Origin of the sequence: Streptomyces sp. NBC_01216, assembly GCF_035994945.1 — a bacterium.
In the GTDB taxonomy this organism is placed as follows: domain Bacteria; phylum Actinomycetota; class Actinomycetes; order Streptomycetales; family Streptomycetaceae; genus Streptomyces.
Window position 1 is genome coordinate 2,370,940 of record NZ_CP108677.1, and the last position, 18,541, is coordinate 2,389,480.

Here is an 18,541-nt window from a genome sequence, read left to right on the forward strand (position 1 = left end):
GGGTGCGGCGTTCAGCGCTGCGGGGCGGCTGCCGGAAGGGCGGCGGACAGCTCGCCCCACAGATGGGCGGTGGTCTCGACGCCCTTCATGAGCAGGCCGAGCTCGACCTTCTCGTTCGGGGCGTGCCAGCCGTCGGACGGTACCGAGATGCCGAGGAAGAGGACGGGGGCGTCCAGGACGTCCTGGAGGTCGGCGGCCGGGCCCGATCCGCCTTCGCGGGTGAAGCGGACCGGGGCGCCGTCGAAGGCGGTGCTCATGGCACGGGCGACGGACCGCAGCGCCGGGTGGTCGAGCGGGGTCAGGCAGGGCCGGGTCGGGGCGCCGAAGGTGATCTCGTACCGGATGCCCGGCGGGACCTGGGCCGCGAGCCAGTCCCGGACCGCGAGTTCGATCTTGGCCGGGTCCTGGCCCGCGACCAGGCGGAAGGAGAGCTTGAGCTGCGCGGAGGCCGGGACGATCGTCTTGCCGCCGGGGCCCTGGTAGCCGCCGCCGATGCCGTTGACCTCGGCGGTGGGGCGGGCCCAGACCCGCTCCAGGGTGGAGAAGCCGGCCTCGCCGAGAGTGCCGTGGGACTTGGCGGTGCGCAGCCACGCGGACTCGTCGAAGGGCAGCTCGGCGATGAGCGCGCGCTCGGCGTCGCCGAGTTCGGTGACGCCCTCGTAGAAGCCGGGCACGGCGACGTGCTCGTCCTCGTCGTGCAGGGCGGCGACGATCCGCCCGGCGACGGTGACCGGGTTGGGGACCGCGCCGCCGAACGAGCCGGAGTGGATGTCCTGGTCGGGGCCGTACAGCTCGATCTGGCAGTCGGCGACACCGCGCATGCCGGTGCACACGGTCGGGGTGTCCTCGGACCACATGCCGGTGTCGGAGACGACGACGGCGTCGGCGGCGAGCCGGTCGGCGTGGGCCTCGACCAGGGCGCGGAAGTGCGGGGAACCGGACTCCTCCTCGCCCTCGACGAGCAGCTTGAGGTTGACCGCCGGCGCGGTGCGGCCGGTGGCGGCGAGGTGGGCCCGCACACCGAGGGTGTGGAAGAAGACCTGGCCCTTGTCGTCGGCGGCGCCGCGGGCGTACATCCGCCCGTCGGCGACGTGCGGCTCGAAGGGGTCGGTGTGCCAGCCGTCCTCGCGGGCGGCGGGCTGCACGTCGTGGTGGCCGTAGACCAGCACGGTAGGGGCGTCGGCGTCACCGGACGGCCATTCGGCGAAGACGGCGGGGAGGCCGTCGGTCTCCCAGACCTCGACCGTCTCGAAGCCCGTCTCGGTGAGTTTGGCGGCGAGCCACTCGGCGCTGCGCCGCACGTCCGCGGCCCGGTCGGGCTGCGCCGAGACGGACGGGATGCGCAGCCAGTCCGCGAGGTCGTCGAGGAAGGCGGCGCGGTGCTGCTCGATGTACGTGCGCACCGCCCGCGTACGTGCGGTCTGGACGGCGCTGTCCGGTGTGTCGCTCATGGTCCCGAGCCTATCCGGCGCCCGGTGCGGGTCTGTCCGGGGCCGGTGCGCTCGCGGGCGCGTGGCCGGGCGCCGCGCCCAGCAGGATCTCCTCGAGTCCGGCGCGGCCGGGCAGGCCGGCGGGGCGGACCACGTCACCGGTCCGCACGTAGACGAAGCAGGCCGCGACGTCCTCCGCGGCGAGGCCGTGCCGCTCGGCCCAGGCGAGACGGTAGAGGGCGAGCTGGAGGGGGTCGGCGGTGCGCAGGTGGCTGGTCTTCCAGTCGACGATCTCGAACGCCCCGGTCTCCGCGTCCCGGTAGACGGCGTCGATCCGGCCGCGGACCACGCGTCCGGCCAGGGTGAGGTGCACGGGGACCTCGACGCGGTACGGGGTGCGGTGGGCGTACGGGGTGAGGGCGAAGGCGTCCTTGAGCGCGTCCAGGTCGCGTTCGTCGGCGATCTCGGGTTCGCCGGCGAAGTCCTCACCGCCGGGGAGTTCGTCGGGCCCGAGCAGGGGGAGCGGGAGTTCCTCAAAGCGGGACTCGACCCAGGCGTGGAAGCGGGTGCCGCGCCGCGCGGCGGGCTGCGGCGGGCGGGGCATCGGGCGGGCCAGGTCCCGGGCGAAGCCGTCGGGGTCAGCGGCGAGCCGGAGCACCTGGGAGGCGGAGAGGTACGCGGGCAGGACGACGTCACGGGTGGTGGCGCGGGCGCGGCGGAGTTCGGTGGTGAGGGAGGTGAGGTCACGGTCCCAGGAGGCGAGGGTCCGGGCCTCCTCGGGGGTGAGCTCCGGAGCGTGGTCGCGGGCCTCCTCGAGGGTCGCGCCGTGCGCGGGGCGCTCGGGGTCCCGGGGGGTGGGGACACGGCCGCCCGGCCGGTCCTGGGGGCCGGGGGCGGCCGGCGCGGACTCGTGCGCCGGTCCGCGGCGGGGAGCCTCGGCGGTCGGCGGACCGGACGCGCCGTCCTGCCACGGTTCGTCGGACCACGGCTCCTCGTCCGGCCAGGGCTCGTCCTCCGGCCAGGGCGGTTCCTCCTCGGGCCACGGCGCCTCGGCGGCGACGTCCGCGGCGACTTCGTCCGGCGCTCCGGCGGGGAAGGGGCCGGGCCCGTCGGTGTCCGGGGCGTCCCCGGTGGACCCGCCGGCGCGCAGGGCCGCCCTGACCTGTTCCGCCGCCCTGCGGCGACGGCCGAGACCGACCGGGTCCAATGGGAGCGGCCAGGACTCGTCCGGACGGCGCTCGCTGAGCGAGGGGTTCTCGGCGTCCTTCTCCGGTTCGGCGGCCCACGCCTCGATCTCGCCGAAGCCCGCGGCGCAGTGGTCGTGGAGTCGCAGGAGGAACGCGGACGGCCCCCGGGGCTTCTTCTGCGCGGGGCCCCACCAGTGGGCGGAGCCGAGCAGCAGGGAGCGGGGCCGGGTGAAGGTCACGTAGCCGAGACGGAGCTCCTCGGTGTGCTGGTGCTCCCGCATGGCGTCCTTGAACGACGTGAGGGACCTGGCGTCCCAGCCGTCGATCGCCGGGAGGGTGGCGGCGTCGCCGCGCAGGGCGTGCGGCAACACCTGGGGCTGTGACGTCCACGCCTCGCGGGCGCGGGTGCTGGGGAACTGGGAGGTGACGAGACCGGGCACCGCGACCACGTCCCACTCCAGCCCCTTGGACTTGTGGGCGGTGAGGACCTTGACGGTGTTCTCGCCGCCCGGCAGGGCGTTGTCGAGGCCCTTCTCGTACTGGGCGGCGGTGCGCAGGAAGCCGAGGAAGGCCAGCAGGGTCGCCTCGCCGTCCAGGGAGGCGAAGCCGGCCGCGATGTCCAGGAAGTGGGAGAGCGTCTCACGGCGGCGGGCGGCCAGGGCGTGCGGCGAGGCGGACAGCTCGACCTCCAGGCCGGTGGCGGCCAGTACCCGGTGCAGCACGTCCATCAGAGGGTCCGCGAGGGAGGAACGCAGGGACCGCAGCTCGGTGGCGAGGCGCGCGAAGCGGACCCGGGCGGCGGCGGAGAACGGCAGCCCGTCGTCCTCTCCGCCGGACTCCAGGAAGGTGTCGAGCGCGTCTGCGAGCGAGACGACCTCGGCCGGGTCGACGCCCTCGACCGCCGCCGCGAGCCGTTCGTCGGCGTCGCCGCCGTCGGCGTCCCCCCCGCGGTGCACCAGGAGCCGGGCGCGGCGCCCGAGGAGGGCCAGGTCGCGGGGGCCGATGCGCCAGCGGGGGCCGGTGAGGAGGCGGACGAGCGAGGCGTTGGCGCCCGGGTCCTGGAGGACTTCGCAGACGGCCACGAGGTCGGCGATCTCCGGCAGGTGCAGCAGCCCGGACAGGCCGACGACCTCCACAGGCACGTCCCGCGCGACGAGCGCGGCCTGGATGGCGGGGAAGTCGGTGGCCGTACGGCACAGGACGGCGATCTCGCCCGGTTCCCTGCCGGTGCGGACGAGGTGGGCCAGGGAGTCCGCGAGCCAGTCGATCTCCTCGGCATGGGTGGGGAGCAGGGCGATCCGGACCGCGCCGTCCCGTTCCGCGCCGGGTGCCGGACGCAGCGCCTCCACGCCCTCGTGCATGGCGCGCAGGGGTGCGGCGAGTCCGTTGGCGAGGTCGAGCAGGCGACCGCCGCTGCGCCGGTTCTCGGAGAGTGCGAAGCGGGTGGCGGGGCGGCCGTCCCGGAAGGGGAAGTGGGCCGGGAAGTCGTCGAGGTTGGCGACGGAGGCACCGCGCCAGCCGTAGATCGCCTGGCAGGGGTCGCCGACGGCGGTCACGGCGTGCCCCGTGCCCTGGCCGAAGAGACCGGAGAGCAGCAGTCGCTGGGCGACGGAGGTGTCCTGGTACTCGTCGAGGAGGACGACCCGGAACTCGTCCCGCAGGAGGGCGCCGACTTCGGGCCGGGTGGTGGCGAGCTCGGCGGAGAGGGCGATCTGGTCGCCGAAGTCGAGGAGGTCGCGGGAGCGCTTGGCCGCGCGGTAGCGGACCACGAGGTCGAGCAGTTCGCGGCGGGCCGCGACGGTGTCGGGGACCTTGCGCAGGTCGGCGTTGGTGAGCTTGGCGCCGGCCAGCGTGGCGAGGAGGCCGCTGTCGTACGCCGCCAGCTCGGCGGGGCGCACGAGGTGCTCGGCGAGCTCGGCGTCGAGGGCGAGCAGGTCGCCGACCAGGTTCGGGAAGGACCGGGTCAGCGCGGGGTACGGGCCGGGCGCCTCGCGCAGGACGCGGGCGGCCAGCTGGTAGCGGGTGGCGTCGGCGAGCAGGCGGGAGGTCGGCTCCAGCCCGATGCGCAGGCCGTGGTCGGTGAGCAGCTGTCCGGCGAAGGCGTGGTAGGTGGAGATGCGCGGCTCGCCCGGCGGGTCGTCGGGGCCGGTCGTGTCCGGGTCGGTGACCCCGGCCCGGACGAGCGCGGTGCGGACCCGTTCGGCGAGTTCGCCGGCGGCCTTGTTGGTGAAGGTCAGCCCGAGGACCTGATCGGGAGCGACCTGGCCCGTGCCGACCAGCCACACCACCCGGGCGGCCATCACCGTCGTCTTGCCGGAGCCGGCTCCGGCCACGATGACCTGCGGGGTGGGCGGCGCGATGATGCAGGCCGTCTGCTCCGGGGTGAACGGGATGCCGAGGAGCTCCTTGAGCTGCTCGGGGTCGGTGAGGTGGGAGGTCACCCCAGAGAGGCTAACGGTGACGGCCGACAGCTCCGTCCGCGGTGCGCGGTGTCGGGGCGGGCGGGGCCGCCGGGGCACCCTCCCCGGGGAGGGCAGGTACGGCGGGGCCCCGCCGTCACTCCACGATGTGCCGGCCCTCCGGCTGGGCTCCGCAGGAGGCCCGGAAAGTGCACCGGGCGCAGTGCTGGCCGGTGCTGGGAGTGAAGCGTTCGTCGAGGACCCGGCCCGCCGCCGTGGCCAGCAGGTCGCCGACCCACTCTCCCGCGAGCGGCTCCTGCGCCTGGACCTTCGGGTACGCGTCCCCGCCCTCGCGGACCGCGGCGGGGCGGCGCAGCTGGACGAGTTCGGCGCCGCCTGGTTCGGGGCGGTGTCCGTCGAAGACCTCGTCGAGCGCTCCCTCGCGCACGGCGAGCTGGTAGACGGCGAGCTGCGGGTGGTGGGCGACCTCGTCGCGGGTCGGGGCGTTCTTGCCGGTCTTGAAGTCGACGACGTAGGCGCGGCCGTGCTCGTCGGCCTCGACACGGTCCATGGACCCGCGGACGCGAACCTCGTACCCGCCGGCTTCGAGGGTCACGTCGAAGTCGTGCTCGGTGGCCTTCGGGGTCCGGCCGCCGCGGTCCGTGACGTGCCAGTGGAGGAAGCGTTCCAGCGCGACGCGCGCGTGTTCCTTCTCCTGGGCGGACTTCCACGGGGCGTCGAAGGCGAGGGCGTCCCAGACGGAGTCCAGGCGGGCCATGAGCACGTCGAGGTCGGCCGGGGTACGGCCGGAGGCGACCTCGTCCGCGAGCACGTGGACGACGTTACCGAAGCCCTGGGCGGCGGTGGCGGGGGTGTCGGCCTTGACCTCGCGGCCCAGGAACCACTGGAGGGCGCAGGTGTTGGCCAGTTGGTCGAGGGCGGAGCCGGAGAGCGCGACGGGGTGGTCCCGGTCGCGGAGGGGAACGGCGCTGCGGGTGGGCTCGTACAGACCCCACCAGCGGTCCGGGTGGGCGGCGGGGACGAGCGGCTGTCCCTCGTCGTCGGTGAGCGCGGCGAGCCGGGCGAGGCGCTGGGCGGCTGCCTCGCGGAGCGCCTCGGACGCCTCGGGGTCGACGGTGGTGGCGCGCAGTTCGGCGACGAGCGCGGCGACGGCGAGGGGGCGGCGGGGGCGGCCGGTGACGTCCTCGGGCGCCGGGCCGAGTTCGGCGAGGAAACGGGAGGGCTGGTCGCCGTCGTCGGCGGGGGCCTTGACGGCGGTGACGACGAGGCGGTCGCGGGCCCGGGTGGCGGCGACGTAGAAGAGGCGGCGTTCCTCGGTGAGGAGGGCGCCGGGGGTGAGCGGTTCGGCGAGTCCGTCGCGGCCGATGCGGTCCGCCTCGAGGAGGGAGCCCCGGCGGCGGAGGTCGGGCCACAGGCCCTCCTGGACGCCGCAGAGCACGACCAGGCTCCATTCGAGGCCCTTGGACCGGTGGGCGGTCATGAGGCGGACGGCGTCGGGGGCGGCCTGACGCTTGGAGAGGGTGTCGGCGGCGATGTCCTGCGCGTCGAGCTCTTCGAGGAAGTTGCGGACACCCCGGCCGCCGACTCGGTCCTCGGCGCGCGCGGCGCTCTCGAAGAGGGCGCAGAGCGCGTCGAGGTCGCGGTCGGCGTTGCGGCCGGCGGCGCCCCCGCGCAGGGCGGCGCGTTCCAGGCGGCCGGGCCAGGGGGTGCCGTTCCACAGCAGCCAGAGGGCCTCCTCGGCCGTTCCGCCGGCGGCGAGGCGGGCCCGGGTCTGCCGGAGCAGCTCACCGAGCCGCCGGGCGCCGCGGGCGTACGACCGGTCGTGCGCGACGAGCCGTTCGGGTTCGGCCAGGGCCCGGGTGAGCAGGACGTCCGAGGGGGGCGGCACCTTGTTCCCGCCGGCTCGTTCCTCGTCCCGCAGGGCCCGGCCGAGCCGTCGCAGGTCGGCGGGGTCCATGCCGGCGAGAGGCGAGGCGAGCAGCGCGAGGGCGGTCCCGGTGTCGAGCCAGGCCGGCTCCGGCGCGTCGACGGTCCGCGAGGCGTCCGGCGGTCGGGGCGTCCGCGCCGGTCGGGACCGCTCCGGCGCGCCGGGGTCGCCGGGCCCGATCGTGGGTGCGGTGTCCGCGCCGTCGTCCGGTGCGGCGGGCGCGGGCGGCTCGTCCTCCGTCGTCTCGCCGGTCTGGGTCGCGGCCGCCCGCAGCGCCAGCAGGAGGGGGGCCACCGCAGGTTCGTGGCGCAGCGGAGTGTCGGCGGTGTCCGTCTCGAGCGGGACGCCGGCGGAGGTGAGCGCACGGCGCAGGACCGGTATCGGTGTGCCGGAGCGGACCAGGACGGCCATGGCGTGCCAGGGGACGCCGTCCTCCAGGTGGGCGCGGCGCAGGAGGTCGGCGATGTTGTCGAGTTCCGTGGAGGCCGTCGGGTAGGTGTACGTCTCCACCCGGCCGCCGCCGCGGACCGCCGCGAGCTCGCGGTGGGCGCGCACCTTGTCGGCCGGCAGCCGGTTCAGCGGCATCCGCTGGGTGAGGCGCCGAGTGGCTTCCAGGAGGCGGGCGCCGGAACGGCGGGAGGCCGTCAGGACCCGGACGTCGGCCGGCCCGCCGTCGGCCTGCCGGAACGCGTCGGGGAAGTCGAGGATGCCGTTGACGTCGGCACCGCGGAACGCGTAGATCGACTGGTCGGGGTCGCCGAACGCGACCAGGGCGCGGCCCCCGCCCGCCAGCGCCTTCAGCAGTCGGACCTGCGCGGGGTCGGTGTCCTGGTACTCGTCCACGAAGACCGCGTCGTACGCGGGGAGGGTCACGCTCTCGGCGAGCAGCACCGCGCGGTGTACGAGCTCGGTGTAGTCGAGGACGCCCTGGAGATCGAGGACGTCCAGGTACTCGGCGAGGAACCCGGCCGCGGCCTTCCAGTCCGGGCGGCCGACCCGCTGGGCGAAGTCGGCGAGTGCCCGGGGTCCCAGGCCGAGCTCCCGGGAGCGGGCCAGCACGGCGCGGACCTCGTCGGCGAAGCCACGCGTGGTGAGACAGGCGCGCAGTTCGTCGGGCCAGCGGACCGAGCCGAGTCCGGACCGCTCCAGGTCGATCTGGCCGGCGAGCAGCTCGCGTACGGCCAGGTCCTGCTCGGGTCCGGACAGCAGCCGCAGGGGCTCGGCGAAGAGTTCCGCGTCCTGGTGGGCGCGGATCAGGGCGTAGCAGTAGGAGTGGAAGGTCGTCGCCTGGGGCGGGCGCACCCCGCCGAGGCGCGTCGCCATCCGGTCGCGCAGTTCCACCGCGGCCTTGCGGCTGAAGGTCAGCACGAGGAGCCGCTCGGGGTCGGCGCCCTTCTCGATCCGGGCCGCGACCGCCTCGACGAGGGTCGTCGTCTTCCCGGTGCCCGGTCCGGCCAGTACGAGCAGCGGTCCGCCGGTGTGCTCAACCACCTCCCGCTGTGCTGCGTCCAGCACAGGGGGATCCACCGGAACCGGCGCGGTACGCACCAGTCGGTACGCGCCGGTGGTCCGTCGCGCCGTTCTGGTGGTGGAGGAGGTACTCACGTGGATCGCCGGTCCTGGTGGAGGGTGTGCTGGTGCGGGGGCCGGGGCGCGCCGCTCCGGACGGACGTCGACGTTACGGGAAGCGGGCGGTGCCCGGGACGTACTCCGTACGGTCGTCGTGCCGCTCCCCCGGTCCTGCCATGGCCGAAGCTGTCAGGTGTGAGTTCCGCCATCCCACCGTGCCCTGCGCATGTCGATCCTCGGCACGTGCCCCTGGGCGGTGCGTCCCGCCTCGCGCAGCGGGGTGCCCTCGTCGCGGTAGTGACCGAGGGCACGCGGTTCGTGTCCCGGCAGCGGACAGCCGTCGGCACGCACCACACGCCACCACGGCACGGCACCGCCGTACAGGGCCATCACCCGGCCGACCTGACGCGGCCCGCCCTCGCCCAGCCATTCGGCCACGTCCCCGTAGGTCATCACGTGGCCTGGGGGAATCAGCTCGGCGACCTCCAGCACCCGCTCCGCGTACGCGGGAAGCTCCTCCACGCTCATCCGGCCCATCCTGCCTCACCCCACCGACAACCCTCTGATGCCTCCGCGAGGCGCCGCTTCGTGCCACCATCGTGCGGGCGGTGACTGGTGATACGAGATCAAGAGCGACAAGAACATCACGACGGACGAGACAGACTAGACGGACGAGCGGTACCAGTGGCACAGGCAGAGACGGACATGGTGATGGGGCCCGACGCTCAGCCTCCCGGGGCGGGGGCCGGCCCAGGCGTGCCCGGCGCGCCGGAGCCCGAGCGGGTCTCCGGCGACGAGCCGCTGCTCGCCGCCCGCGTCCACCGGCCCTCGGACCTGATGCGGCTCCTGGTCGGCCTCCTCGCGATCGCCGTCGTCATCGCCATCGCCGCCTTCGCGCACGGCACCACCTCCGGCCTGGAGCAGGACATCAACAAGGGCGCCGGCGGTGCCCCGGACGTCTTCGTCAAGATCGCCGGCCTGGTCTCCAGCATCGCCGTGCTGCTCGTCCCGGTCGCCTTCGCCATCGAACGCCTGATCAAACGGGACGGTCTGCGGATCGCCGACGGCGTCCTCGCCGCCGTCCTCGCCCACGGCGTCACCCTCGCCACCGACCTGTGGGTCGCCAAGGCCGCGCCCGGCACCATCCAGGACGCGCTGACGCAGCCGCAGTCCGGAGGCGGACTCACCGACCCGGTGCACAACTACCTCGCGCCGGTCATCGCGTACATGACCGCCGTGGGCATGGCACGCAGACCCCGCTGGCGGGTGGTCCTGTGGGTGGTGCTGCTGCTCGACGCGTTCACCATGCTGGTGGCGGGCTACACCACCGCGTTCTCGATCATCCTGACCGTGCTGATCGGCTGGACCGTCGCCTACGGGACGCTCTACGCGGTCGGCTCCCCCAACGTCCGTCCCACCGGCCAGACCCTCCTCGCCGGTCTACGCAAGGTGGGATTCCGCCCGGTCACCGCGCTGCGCGCCGAGGGCGTGCCCGACTCCGCCGACAGCGGCGACCGCGGCCGCCGGTACCTGGTGACGCTGGAGGACGGGCCGCCTCTGGACGTCACGGTCGTCGACCGCGAACAGCAGGCCCACGGGTTCTTCTACCGCGCGTGGCGCCGCATCACCCTGCGCGCCATCACCACCCGCCGCTCCATCGTCTCCCTGCGCCAGGCCCTGGAGCAGGAGGCGCTGCTCGCGTACGCGGCGATCGCCGCCGGCGCGAACGCCCCGAAACTGATCGCCACCTCCGACCTCGGCCCGGACGCCGTGATGCTGGTCTACGAGCACCTGGGGGGCCGGACCCTGGACTCGCTGGGCGACGACGAGGTCACCGACGACGTGGTGCGCGGCGCCTGGCGTCAGGTGCGGGCGCTCCAGTCGCGCCGCATCGCGCACCGCAGACTCGCCGGCGACGCGATCCTGGTGGATCGTTCCGGCAAAGTGATCCTCACCGATCTGCGGGGCGGCGAGATCGCCGCCGGTGATCTGGTGCTGCGGATGGACATCGCGCAGCTGCTGACCGAGCTCGGACTGCGGGTGGGCGCCGAGCGGGCGGTCTCCGTCGCCGTCGAGGTCCTCGGCCCGGACGCGATCGCCGACTGTCTCCCCCTCCTGCAGCCGATCGCGCTCAGCCGCTCCACCCGGGCGACCCTGCGACGGCAGGCCCGGGAGCGTTCGAAGCGGGAGCGCGAGGCCGTGCTGGAAGCCTCGGAGGCCGGCAAGCGCGCCCGCGCCGAGGACGCCGTCCCCACCCCGGACGGCAAGGCGGACCGCAAGTCCGACCGCAGGATCGAGAAGGCGGAGAAGCAGGCCGAGAAGCGGGCCCTGGACGAGGCCCTGGACGAGGCGCGCGAAGAGGACCTGCTGGCCCAGATCCGCCGCCAGGTCCTGCTGATCCGACCGCAGGCACCCGTCGAACCGGTCCGCCTGGAGCGGATCAAGCCGCGCACGCTCGTCAGCCTGATCGCGGGCGCCGTCGCCGCGTACTTCCTGCTCTCCCAGGTCGCGAGCACCCCGCTGTCCACGATCAGCGAGGCCGACTGGCGGTGGGTCGCCGCGGCGGTGCTGTTCTCCGCGCTGAGCTACGTGGCCGCCGCGATGAGCCTGCTCGGCTTCGTCCCGGAGCGGGTCGGCTTCGGGCGGACGGTGATCGCCCAGGTCGCCGGGTCCTTCGTGAAGATCGTCGCTCCGGCGGCGGTCGGCGGTGTCGCGCTGAACACCCGCTTCCTCCAGCGCTCGGGCGTCCGACCCGGTCTCGCGGTGGCCAGCGTCGGCGCCTCTCAGCTCTTCGGCCTCGGCGCCCACATCGTGCTGCTGCTGTCCTTCGGCTATCTGACGGGTACCGAGAAGTCGCAGTCCCTCACCCCGTCCAGGACGGTCATCGCGGGACTGCTGACGGTGGCCGTGCTGGTCCTCGTGGTGACCGCGATCCCCTTCATGCGGAAGTTCGTCTCCACCCGGCTGCGCTCGCTGTTCGCGGGCGTGGTGCCGCGCATGCTGGACGTGCTCCAGCGGCCGGTGAAACTGCTCACCGGCATCAGCGGCATGCTGCTGCTGACCGTCGTGTTCGTGCTCTGCCTGGACGCGTCGATCCGTGCGTTCGGCCACGGCCACCAGGGGATCAGCTACGCGAGTGTGGCCGTGGTCTTCCTCGCGGGCAACGCGCTCGGCTCGGCGGCGCCGACCCCCGGCGGTGTCGGGGCGGTCGAGGGCGCGCTGACCTTCGGCCTGGTGGCGGTCGGACTCCCGCTGGAAGTGGCGACCCCGGCGGTGCTGCTCTACCGCCTGCTGACGCTGTGGCTGCCGGTGCTGCCCGGCTGGCTCTGCTTCAACTGGCTGACCCGGCGCGGCGCGCTCTGAGCGCCTCCCGGCCGGGAGGGAAGGACCGGCCCCGGGCGCGCCCGCGCCCCCGCACGGAAACGGCGGGCACCGTGCCACCCGCATGGCCCACCCGCCCGCGCGGGGGTGCGCCGGACGGACCACCATGGCGCTATGCCGATCTCCGCCACGCAGCGCGCCGCCCTGCTCACCGCGACCACCGTGCTGCTCGTCGCCGGGTGTTCGGACGGTGACGACCCGGCGTCCGGGCCGGCGACGCCGACGGGGTCCGGGCTCGCCGGACTCGCCTCGCAGCGGCTGGAATGGGCCCCCTGCCCTCCGCCGTCCGCGGCCGAGGGGGGCGGCCCCGCGCCCTCGCCGCTGCCCGGCGGGACACCGTGGGAGTGCACGTTCATGGAGGCCCCCCTCGACTACGCCGACCCCGACGGCGAGACCGTCGAACTCGCCCTCATCCGCGCGCCCGCACGCGACCGGGACCGCCGGATCGGTTCCCTCATCTACAACTTCGGCGGCCCCGGAGGCTCCGGCGTCACCGGGCTGCCCGCCTTCGCCGCCGACTACGAGTCGCTCCGCTCCCGCTACGACCTGGTCTCCTTCGACCCCCGGGGCGTCGGCCGCAGCGAGGGCGTCGTCTGCGCGACGGACAAGGAGCTGGACGCCTACTACGCACTCGACTTCACCCCCGACGACGCGGAGGAGGAGCGGGCGCTGTCCGAGGCGCAGAAGGCGTACGCGAGGGGCTGCGAGACCGAGTCGGGAACGGTCCTCCCCCACGTCGGCACCGAGAACGCCGCGCGCGACCTGGACCTGATGCGCCAGGTCCTCGGCGACGACAAGCTCCACTACTTCGGCATCTCCTACGGCACCGAACTGGGCGGCGTGTACGCCCACCTGTTCCCGGAGAACGTCGGCCGCGCCGTGCTCGACGCCGTCGTCGACCCCGGCGCGGGCACCGAGGCCGGGGCGCTGGGCCAGGCCCGCGGCTTCCAGCTCGCGCTCGACAACTTCGCCGCCGACTGCGTGGCCCGCGGCGACGAGTGCGCGCTGCCCGGCTCGACGGTCGCCGAGATCGAGGACTTCATCCTCGGGCTGCTCGCCGGCCTCGACGAGAAGCCGATCCCCGGCATCGGCGACCGCGAGCTCACCCAGACACAGGCCATCGGCGGCATCGCGCAGACGCTGTACTCCAAGGAGTACTGGCAGTACCTGGAGCAGGGCCTGGACGCGGCCGACGGCGGCGACGGCGGCCTGCTGCTCGCCCTGTCCGACTCGCTGAACGGTCGCGACGAGAACGGCGGCTACAGCAACATCCAGGCGGCGAACGCGGCCATCAACTGCGTCGACTTCAAGGAGCGCTACACGCTGGGGCAGGCCAAGGAGCGGCTCCCGGAGTTCCGTGAGGCGTCCGCCGTTTTCGGCGACTACCTGGGCTGGGCCCTGGCGAGCTGCGCCGACTGGCCGGTCCCCGGCACCTGGGACCACCCGGACGTCTCCGCGCCCGGCTCCGCCCCGATCCTGGTGGTCGGCACCACCGGCGATCCCGCGACCCCGTACGAGGGTGCCAAGGCGATGGCCGACGCGCTCGGCGAGGGCGTCGGCGTGGAGGTGACGTACGAGGGCGAGGGGCACGGCGCCTACAACGGCGGCAGCGCCTGCGTGAAGAAGACGGTCGACGCCTATCTCCTGGAGGGGAAGGTGCCGGTCTCCGGGACCGTCTGCACGTGACGCCGGCCACGCGTCGACGATCCCGCGGCACATGACGCCCCGATGCGGGGTGAGTTGCCGCGTCAGGCGACCACCAGTGCCGGATCAGGTAATGCTCGCCCGTCGAGGAGCGGCGTCCGGTGCGGTGGATCGCGGGCGCCGGATCGACCTGGTGGGGAGCCTGCTCGGTCGATGCGGCAACACCCGAGTCGCCGTGCCGGGCGCCGCGACCGGGCGAAGGCCGCCTGACGCGGCACTAGCATGACGGTTTCCGGCCGGATCACGGGGAGTCACGTCACAGATGTCGCTACGCATACGGGCCGCGGCCCTGGCCGTCACCACCCTGCTGCTCGCCGGGTGTTCGCACCCGGCGGCCCCGGACGGCCCGCCCCGCACGAGGGCGCCGCAGGACGACACCAAGGCGCCGGACGCGTCCGGACTGCCGCGGGCGCTGCTCTCCCAGCGGCCCGACTGGACGACCTGTCCGGCACCGCGGGGCGGCGAGAAGCCGGGCCACGCGTGGCGGTGCGCGACCGTCGACGTGCCCCTCGACTACAGCAGGCCGTACGAGGAGACGATCCCGGTCGCGCTGATCCGCAAGGAAGCGCGCGACAAGGAGAAGCGGATCGGCTCGCTGCTCTTCGACTTCGGCGGACCCGGCGCCTCCGGCGTGGACATCCTGCCTCGCGCCGCCACCGCTTACGCCACCCTCGGCGACCGTTACGACCTGGTCGGTTTCGACCCGCGCGGGGTCCAGCGCAGCGCCGGCGTGCGCTGCCGGGAGGACGCGGAACTGGCCGCCTCCGAGGCCCGTACGGACCTGACGCCGGACACCCCTGCCGAGGAGGCCGCCTACCTGGAGGACAGCGCCGCGTTCGGCGCGGGCTGCGCCCGCCACTCGGGCGGTGTCATCCCGCACACCACGACCACCAACACGGCGCGCGATCTGGACCTGATCCGCCACGTCCTGGGCGACGCGAAGCTCCACTACTTCGGAATCTCCTACGGGACCCAGCTCGGCGGCACCTACGCCCATCTGTTCCCGGGGAACGTCGGCCGTACGGTGCTCGACGCCGTCGTGGACCCGACCGCCGACTCCGTCGGACACGCCCGCAACCAGGCGATCGGCTTCCAGCGCGCCCTGGACAACTACCTGAAGAGCACCGGCACCACCCCGGAGGCCGGCACCGAGCGCATCGTCCGGCTGCTGGCGAAGCTGGACCGCGAGCCGCTGCGGGTGGGCGGACGTCGGCTGACCGAGAGTCTGGCGCTGACCGGCATGGCGATCACCCTGTACGCACGGACCACCTGGCCGATGCTCACCTCCGCGCTCCGGCAGGCCGAGAAGGGTGACGGCTCGGAGCTGCTGCGTCTCGCCGACTGGTACAACGACCGCGACGAGAGCGGGCACTACAGCACCCAGGCGCAGTCGCAGCGGGCCATCTCCTGTGCCGACTCCTCTGCCCGGCCGACGGCCGCGGAGGCGAAGGCGCTGCTGCCGGAGTTCCGGTCGCTCTCCCCGGTTTTCGGCGCCTTCCTGGCCTGGGACACGGCCGGCTGGTGCGCGGACTGGCCGGTGAAGGGCGAGTCGGCGAGGTTCGCGGCCAGCGCTCCGGGCGCGGGTCCCGTCCTGGTGATCGGCACCACCGGCGACCCGGCGACCCCCTACGAGGGCGCCGAGCGGATGGCCCGGACGCTGGGCCAGGGCGTCGGCGTCCTGATCACCAACAAGGGCGAGGGCCACGGCGCGTACGGCGAGTCGTCCTGCGTGACGCGGACCGTCGACGCGTACCTGCTGGACGGCAAGGTCCCGGCCTACGGGACCAGCTGCGGCTGAAGGGCCGTCCTCCGCAGGCCCGCCCCGTACGCGCGGGCGAGGGCCCGGACCCCGGCTCGTGCTCCCGGGTCCGGGCCCTCGCCCGTGCGTCGTCGCCTGAGAGCCTGGCTAGTAGACCGGCTTCTCTGGCTCGATCTGGTTGACCCAGCCGATCACGCCGCCGCCGACGTGCACCGCGTCCGCGAAGCCCGCGGACTTGAGTACGGCGAGGACTTCCGCACTACGGACACCCGTCTTGCAGTGCAAGACGATGCGCCGGTCCTGCGGCAGGTCCTGGAGGGCGCCGCCCATCAGGAACTCGTTCTTCGGGATCAGCTTGGCGCCCGGGATCGAGACGATCTCGTACTCGTTCTGCTCACGGACGTCGATGATCTCGATCTTCTCGTCCGCGTCGATCCACTCCTTGAGCTGCAGGGGAGTGATCGTGGAGCCGAGAGCCGCCTCCTGCGCCTCCTCGGACACGACGCCGCAGAATGCCTCGTAGTCGATGAGCTCGGTGACGGTGGGGTTCTCGCCGCAGACCGCGCAGCCGGGGTCCTTGCGGACCTTGACCTGGCGGTACTGCATCTCCAGGGCGTCGTAGATCATCAGTCGGCCGACCAGCGGGTCACCCACACCGGCCAGGACCTTGATCGCCTCGGTGACCTGGATGGAGCCGATGGACGCGCAGAGCACGCCGAGGACGCCGCCTTCGGCGCAGGAGGGGACCATGCCCGGCGGCGGGGGCTCCGGGTAGAGGCAGCGGTAGCAGGGACCGTACTCGGACCAGAAGACGGACGCCTGACCGTCGAAGCGGTAGATCGAGCCCCATACGTACGGCTTGTTCAGCAGCACACAGGCGTCGTTGACGAGGTAGCGCGTGGCGAAGTTGTCCGTGCCGTCGACGATCAGGTCGTACTGGCTGAAGATGTCCATCACGTTCTCGGCCTCGAGCCGCTCTTCGTGGAGGATCACGTTCACGTACGGGTTGATGCCGAGGACCGAGTCCTTGGCGGACTCGGCCTTCGAGCGGCCGATGTCCGACTGGCTGTGGATGATCTGGCGCTGCAGGTTCGACTCGTCGACCTCGTCGAACTCCACGATGCCGAGCGTGCCCACACCGGCCGCGGCCAGGTACATCAGGGCCGGCGAGCCGAGGCCGCCGGCGCCCACGCACAGCACCTTCGCGTTCTTCAGCCGCTTCTGTCCGTCCATCCCGACATCCGGGATGATCAGGTGGCGGGAGTACCTGCGGACCTCGTCTACGGTGAGCTCGGCAGCCGGCTCGACCAGGGGTGGCAGCGACACGGGGGCTCCGTTGGTCGGTATGTCAGTACGGTTGTTCTCCCCGTAACACTGCCACGCCCCTTCTCATTCCGAGACACCCGGTCCAATGCGCGAGACGATTTCGTCCCAGTAGCCGGGCAGTGTGTGGAATGGATCGTTTTGCCCCGAGCGGCCCCCGCGGTCCGTGAAGAAGATCGTCCCCGCACCCTGCCAGCGGGCGATCCGCATGGCCTCCTCCAGGTGGTTGCGCGGCACTCCGTGGACCAGGTGGACGAACTTCCGGGGCGGGTGGTCCGCGGTCCACTCCGCCACCTGGGACCAGCGGTAGTCGGTCCAGGGACCGGAGAAGGTGACCAGCTGGTCGGCCGTGTCGGCGTACCCCTGGTACGGGTGGGTGCCGTGGCCGAGGACGAGGTGGGCCTCGCCGTCCAGCATCGCTTCCAGGGTCGCCGTGACCCGTCGCACCGCGGACAGGCCGGCGCGGTCCGCGGGGCAGCGGTCGAGGTAGAAGCCGCCGACCCGGTACCAGTCCAGGAAGCGGTCGGCCTCCGCGACGATCTCTCCGAAGCCGCGCGAACCGTGGCACAGGTCCAGATGCCCGAGGACCCTGACACCGGCGTCCCGCAGGCGGCCGGACGCCTCCATGCAGTGCGGGTCGGGCCGGGTCCCCGGCCCGTCGGCGACGTTGAGCACCGCCCAGTGCAGCGGGGTGCCGGGACGGGTCAGCTCGGCCCACTCGACCGGGGCGAGCAGCGGGTGGGCGTAACCGGGAACGCCGAAGCCCATCTCCCGGACGGCTCCACCGGTGCCGGTGGCCGCGGTCAGATGCGACATGCCGCCTCCATCCAGATGTCGGCGAGGGACTCCTCGAGGTTGATCCGGGGACGCCAGCCGAGCCGGTCGCGAGCGGTGCGGACGTCGGCCTGCTGCCAGCCGCCGCAGCCGTCGGGGTACGGGTAGGGCGCGGCGGCCATCTGCTCGGCGACGGTCTCGCCGCGCGGGGCCCCGATGACCGGCCGCTGCGGCGGGCCGTCGATCTCGTTCAGGGAGCCGGCGTATCCGGCGACCCGGGTGAGTACGGCGGCGGCGTCGCGGAGCCTCACGGCGCGGCCGGTGCCGATGTTGACCACGCCCTGGGCGGCGGAGAGCGAAGCGGCGTGCACGGCACGGGCCACGTCCCGTACGTCGACGAAGTCGCGCTGGACGCCGAGTCCGGCGAGTTTGAGCTCTCCGTCACCGGACTGGATGGCCCGGCGCATGGCCTCGGCGAGACGGCCCAGCGGTGACCCGGCGGGGGTGCCGGGGCCCACCGGGGAGAACACCCGCAGGACCACCGCGTCCAGCCCGGAGCCGAGGACGAGTTCGGTCGCGGCGAGCTTGGAGACGCCGTACGGGCCGCCGGGGCGGGGCACGGCGTCCTCGGCTGTGGAGGAGCCGGGCTGGGAAGGCCCGTACTCGGACGCGCAGCCGACCTGGACCAGCCGGGCGCCACAACCGCTGCGGCGCAGGGCCTCGCAGACGGTGGCGACGGCGACGGTGTTGTGGCGGGTCAGCTCGCGGGCGCCGCCGCGGGTGGCGCCCGCGCAGTTCACGACGACGCCCGGGTGGACGGCGTCCAGGAAGCGGGTCAGCGCGCCGGGGCTGCCGCCCGCGAGGTCGAACCGCACGTCGGCGTCGTCGCCCCGGCCGAGGGCGGTGAGATGCACGGCCGGGTCGGCGAGCAGCCGGTCGGCGACGAAGCGGCCGATGAATCCGTTGGCTCCGAGCAGCAGCACCCTCATCGTGCGGCCCCTGCGTGCCGACCGGCCGGTGCTGTGGAGGGGGAGGTCATGTCTCTTTCGTCTCCTTGGGATGGTGTT

10 protein-coding genes are annotated in these 18,541 nt (G+C 73.8%); 3 read left to right on the forward strand and 7 right to left on the reverse strand.

Annotated elements, in window-relative coordinates; genetic code table 11:
• Positions 1-11: 11 nt before the first annotated feature.
• The 4 genes from OG393_RS09970 to OG393_RS09985 all read right to left on the reverse strand — a co-directional run bounded on the left by OG393_RS09970 (position 12) and on the right by OG393_RS09985 (position 9,070).
• Positions 12-1,451 (reverse strand): dipeptidase, encoded by a 1,440-nt coding sequence (locus OG393_RS09970; RefSeq protein ID WP_327374291.1) that lies wholly within the window; start codon positions 1,449-1,451, stop codon positions 12-14.
• 10 nt (positions 1,452-1,461) lie between these two features.
• Positions 1,462-5,058 carry a UvrD-helicase domain-containing protein gene (locus tag OG393_RS09975; RefSeq protein ID WP_327374293.1) on the reverse strand — a complete coding sequence of 1,199 codons (3,597 nt, stop codon included), beginning with the start codon at positions 5,056-5,058 and terminating at the stop codon, positions 1,462-1,464.
• 115 nt (positions 5,059-5,173) lie between these two features.
• Entirely contained in the window at positions 5,174-8,569 is a 3,396-nt protein-coding gene (locus tag OG393_RS09980) for an ATP-dependent helicase (protein WP_327374294.1), read from the reverse strand.
• Positions 8,570-8,722: 153 nt separating this feature from the next.
• Positions 8,723-9,070: an MGMT family protein gene (locus OG393_RS09985; protein ID WP_327374296.1), complete on the reverse strand. Its 348-nt coding sequence runs from the start codon at positions 9,068-9,070 to the stop codon at positions 8,723-8,725.
• A gap of 168 nt (positions 9,071-9,238) precedes the next feature.
• On the opposite strand from OG393_RS09985, the gene OG393_RS09990 reads away from it, so the two are divergent.
• The 3 genes from OG393_RS09990 to OG393_RS10000 all read left to right on the forward strand — a co-directional run bounded on the left by OG393_RS09990 (position 9,239) and on the right by OG393_RS10000 (position 15,416).
• On the forward strand, positions 9,239-11,896 hold the full coding sequence (locus tag OG393_RS09990; RefSeq protein ID WP_327378376.1) for a lysylphosphatidylglycerol synthase domain-containing protein: 2,658 nt from the start codon (positions 9,239-9,241) through the stop codon (positions 11,894-11,896).
• A 132-nt stretch (positions 11,897-12,028) separates the two neighbouring features.
• Entirely contained in the window at positions 12,029-13,600 is a 1,572-nt protein-coding gene (locus OG393_RS09995; protein WP_327374297.1) for an alpha/beta hydrolase, read from the forward strand.
• A gap of 280 nt (positions 13,601-13,880) precedes the next feature.
• Complete coding sequence (locus tag OG393_RS10000) at positions 13,881-15,416, forward strand: alpha/beta hydrolase (RefSeq protein ID WP_327374298.1); 1,536 nt, start codon at positions 13,881-13,883, stop codon at positions 15,414-15,416.
• A 108-nt stretch (positions 15,417-15,524) separates the two neighbouring features.
• On the opposite strand, the gene moeZ is transcribed toward OG393_RS10000, so the two are convergent.
• The 3 genes from moeZ to OG393_RS10015 form a co-directional block, all read right to left on the reverse strand.
• The gene (moeZ, locus tag OG393_RS10005; protein ID WP_327374299.1) at positions 15,525-16,703 is read right to left on the reverse strand and encodes an adenylyltransferase/sulfurtransferase MoeZ; all 1,179 of its coding nucleotides are present in this window, start codon (positions 16,701-16,703) and stop codon (positions 15,525-15,527) included.
• A 63-nt stretch (positions 16,704-16,766) separates the two neighbouring features.
• Positions 16,767-17,516: a spherulation-specific family 4 protein gene (locus OG393_RS10010; protein ID WP_327374300.1), complete on the reverse strand. Its 750-nt coding sequence runs from the start codon at positions 17,514-17,516 to the stop codon at positions 16,767-16,769.
• Positions 17,504-18,463, reverse strand: coding sequence for an NAD-dependent epimerase/dehydratase family protein (locus OG393_RS10015; RefSeq protein ID WP_327374301.1), 960 nt, complete (start codon positions 18,461-18,463; stop codon positions 17,504-17,506). Before OG393_RS10015 ends, OG393_RS10010 begins: the two co-directional genes overlap by 13 nt.
• Positions 18,464-18,541 lie beyond the last annotated feature (78 nt).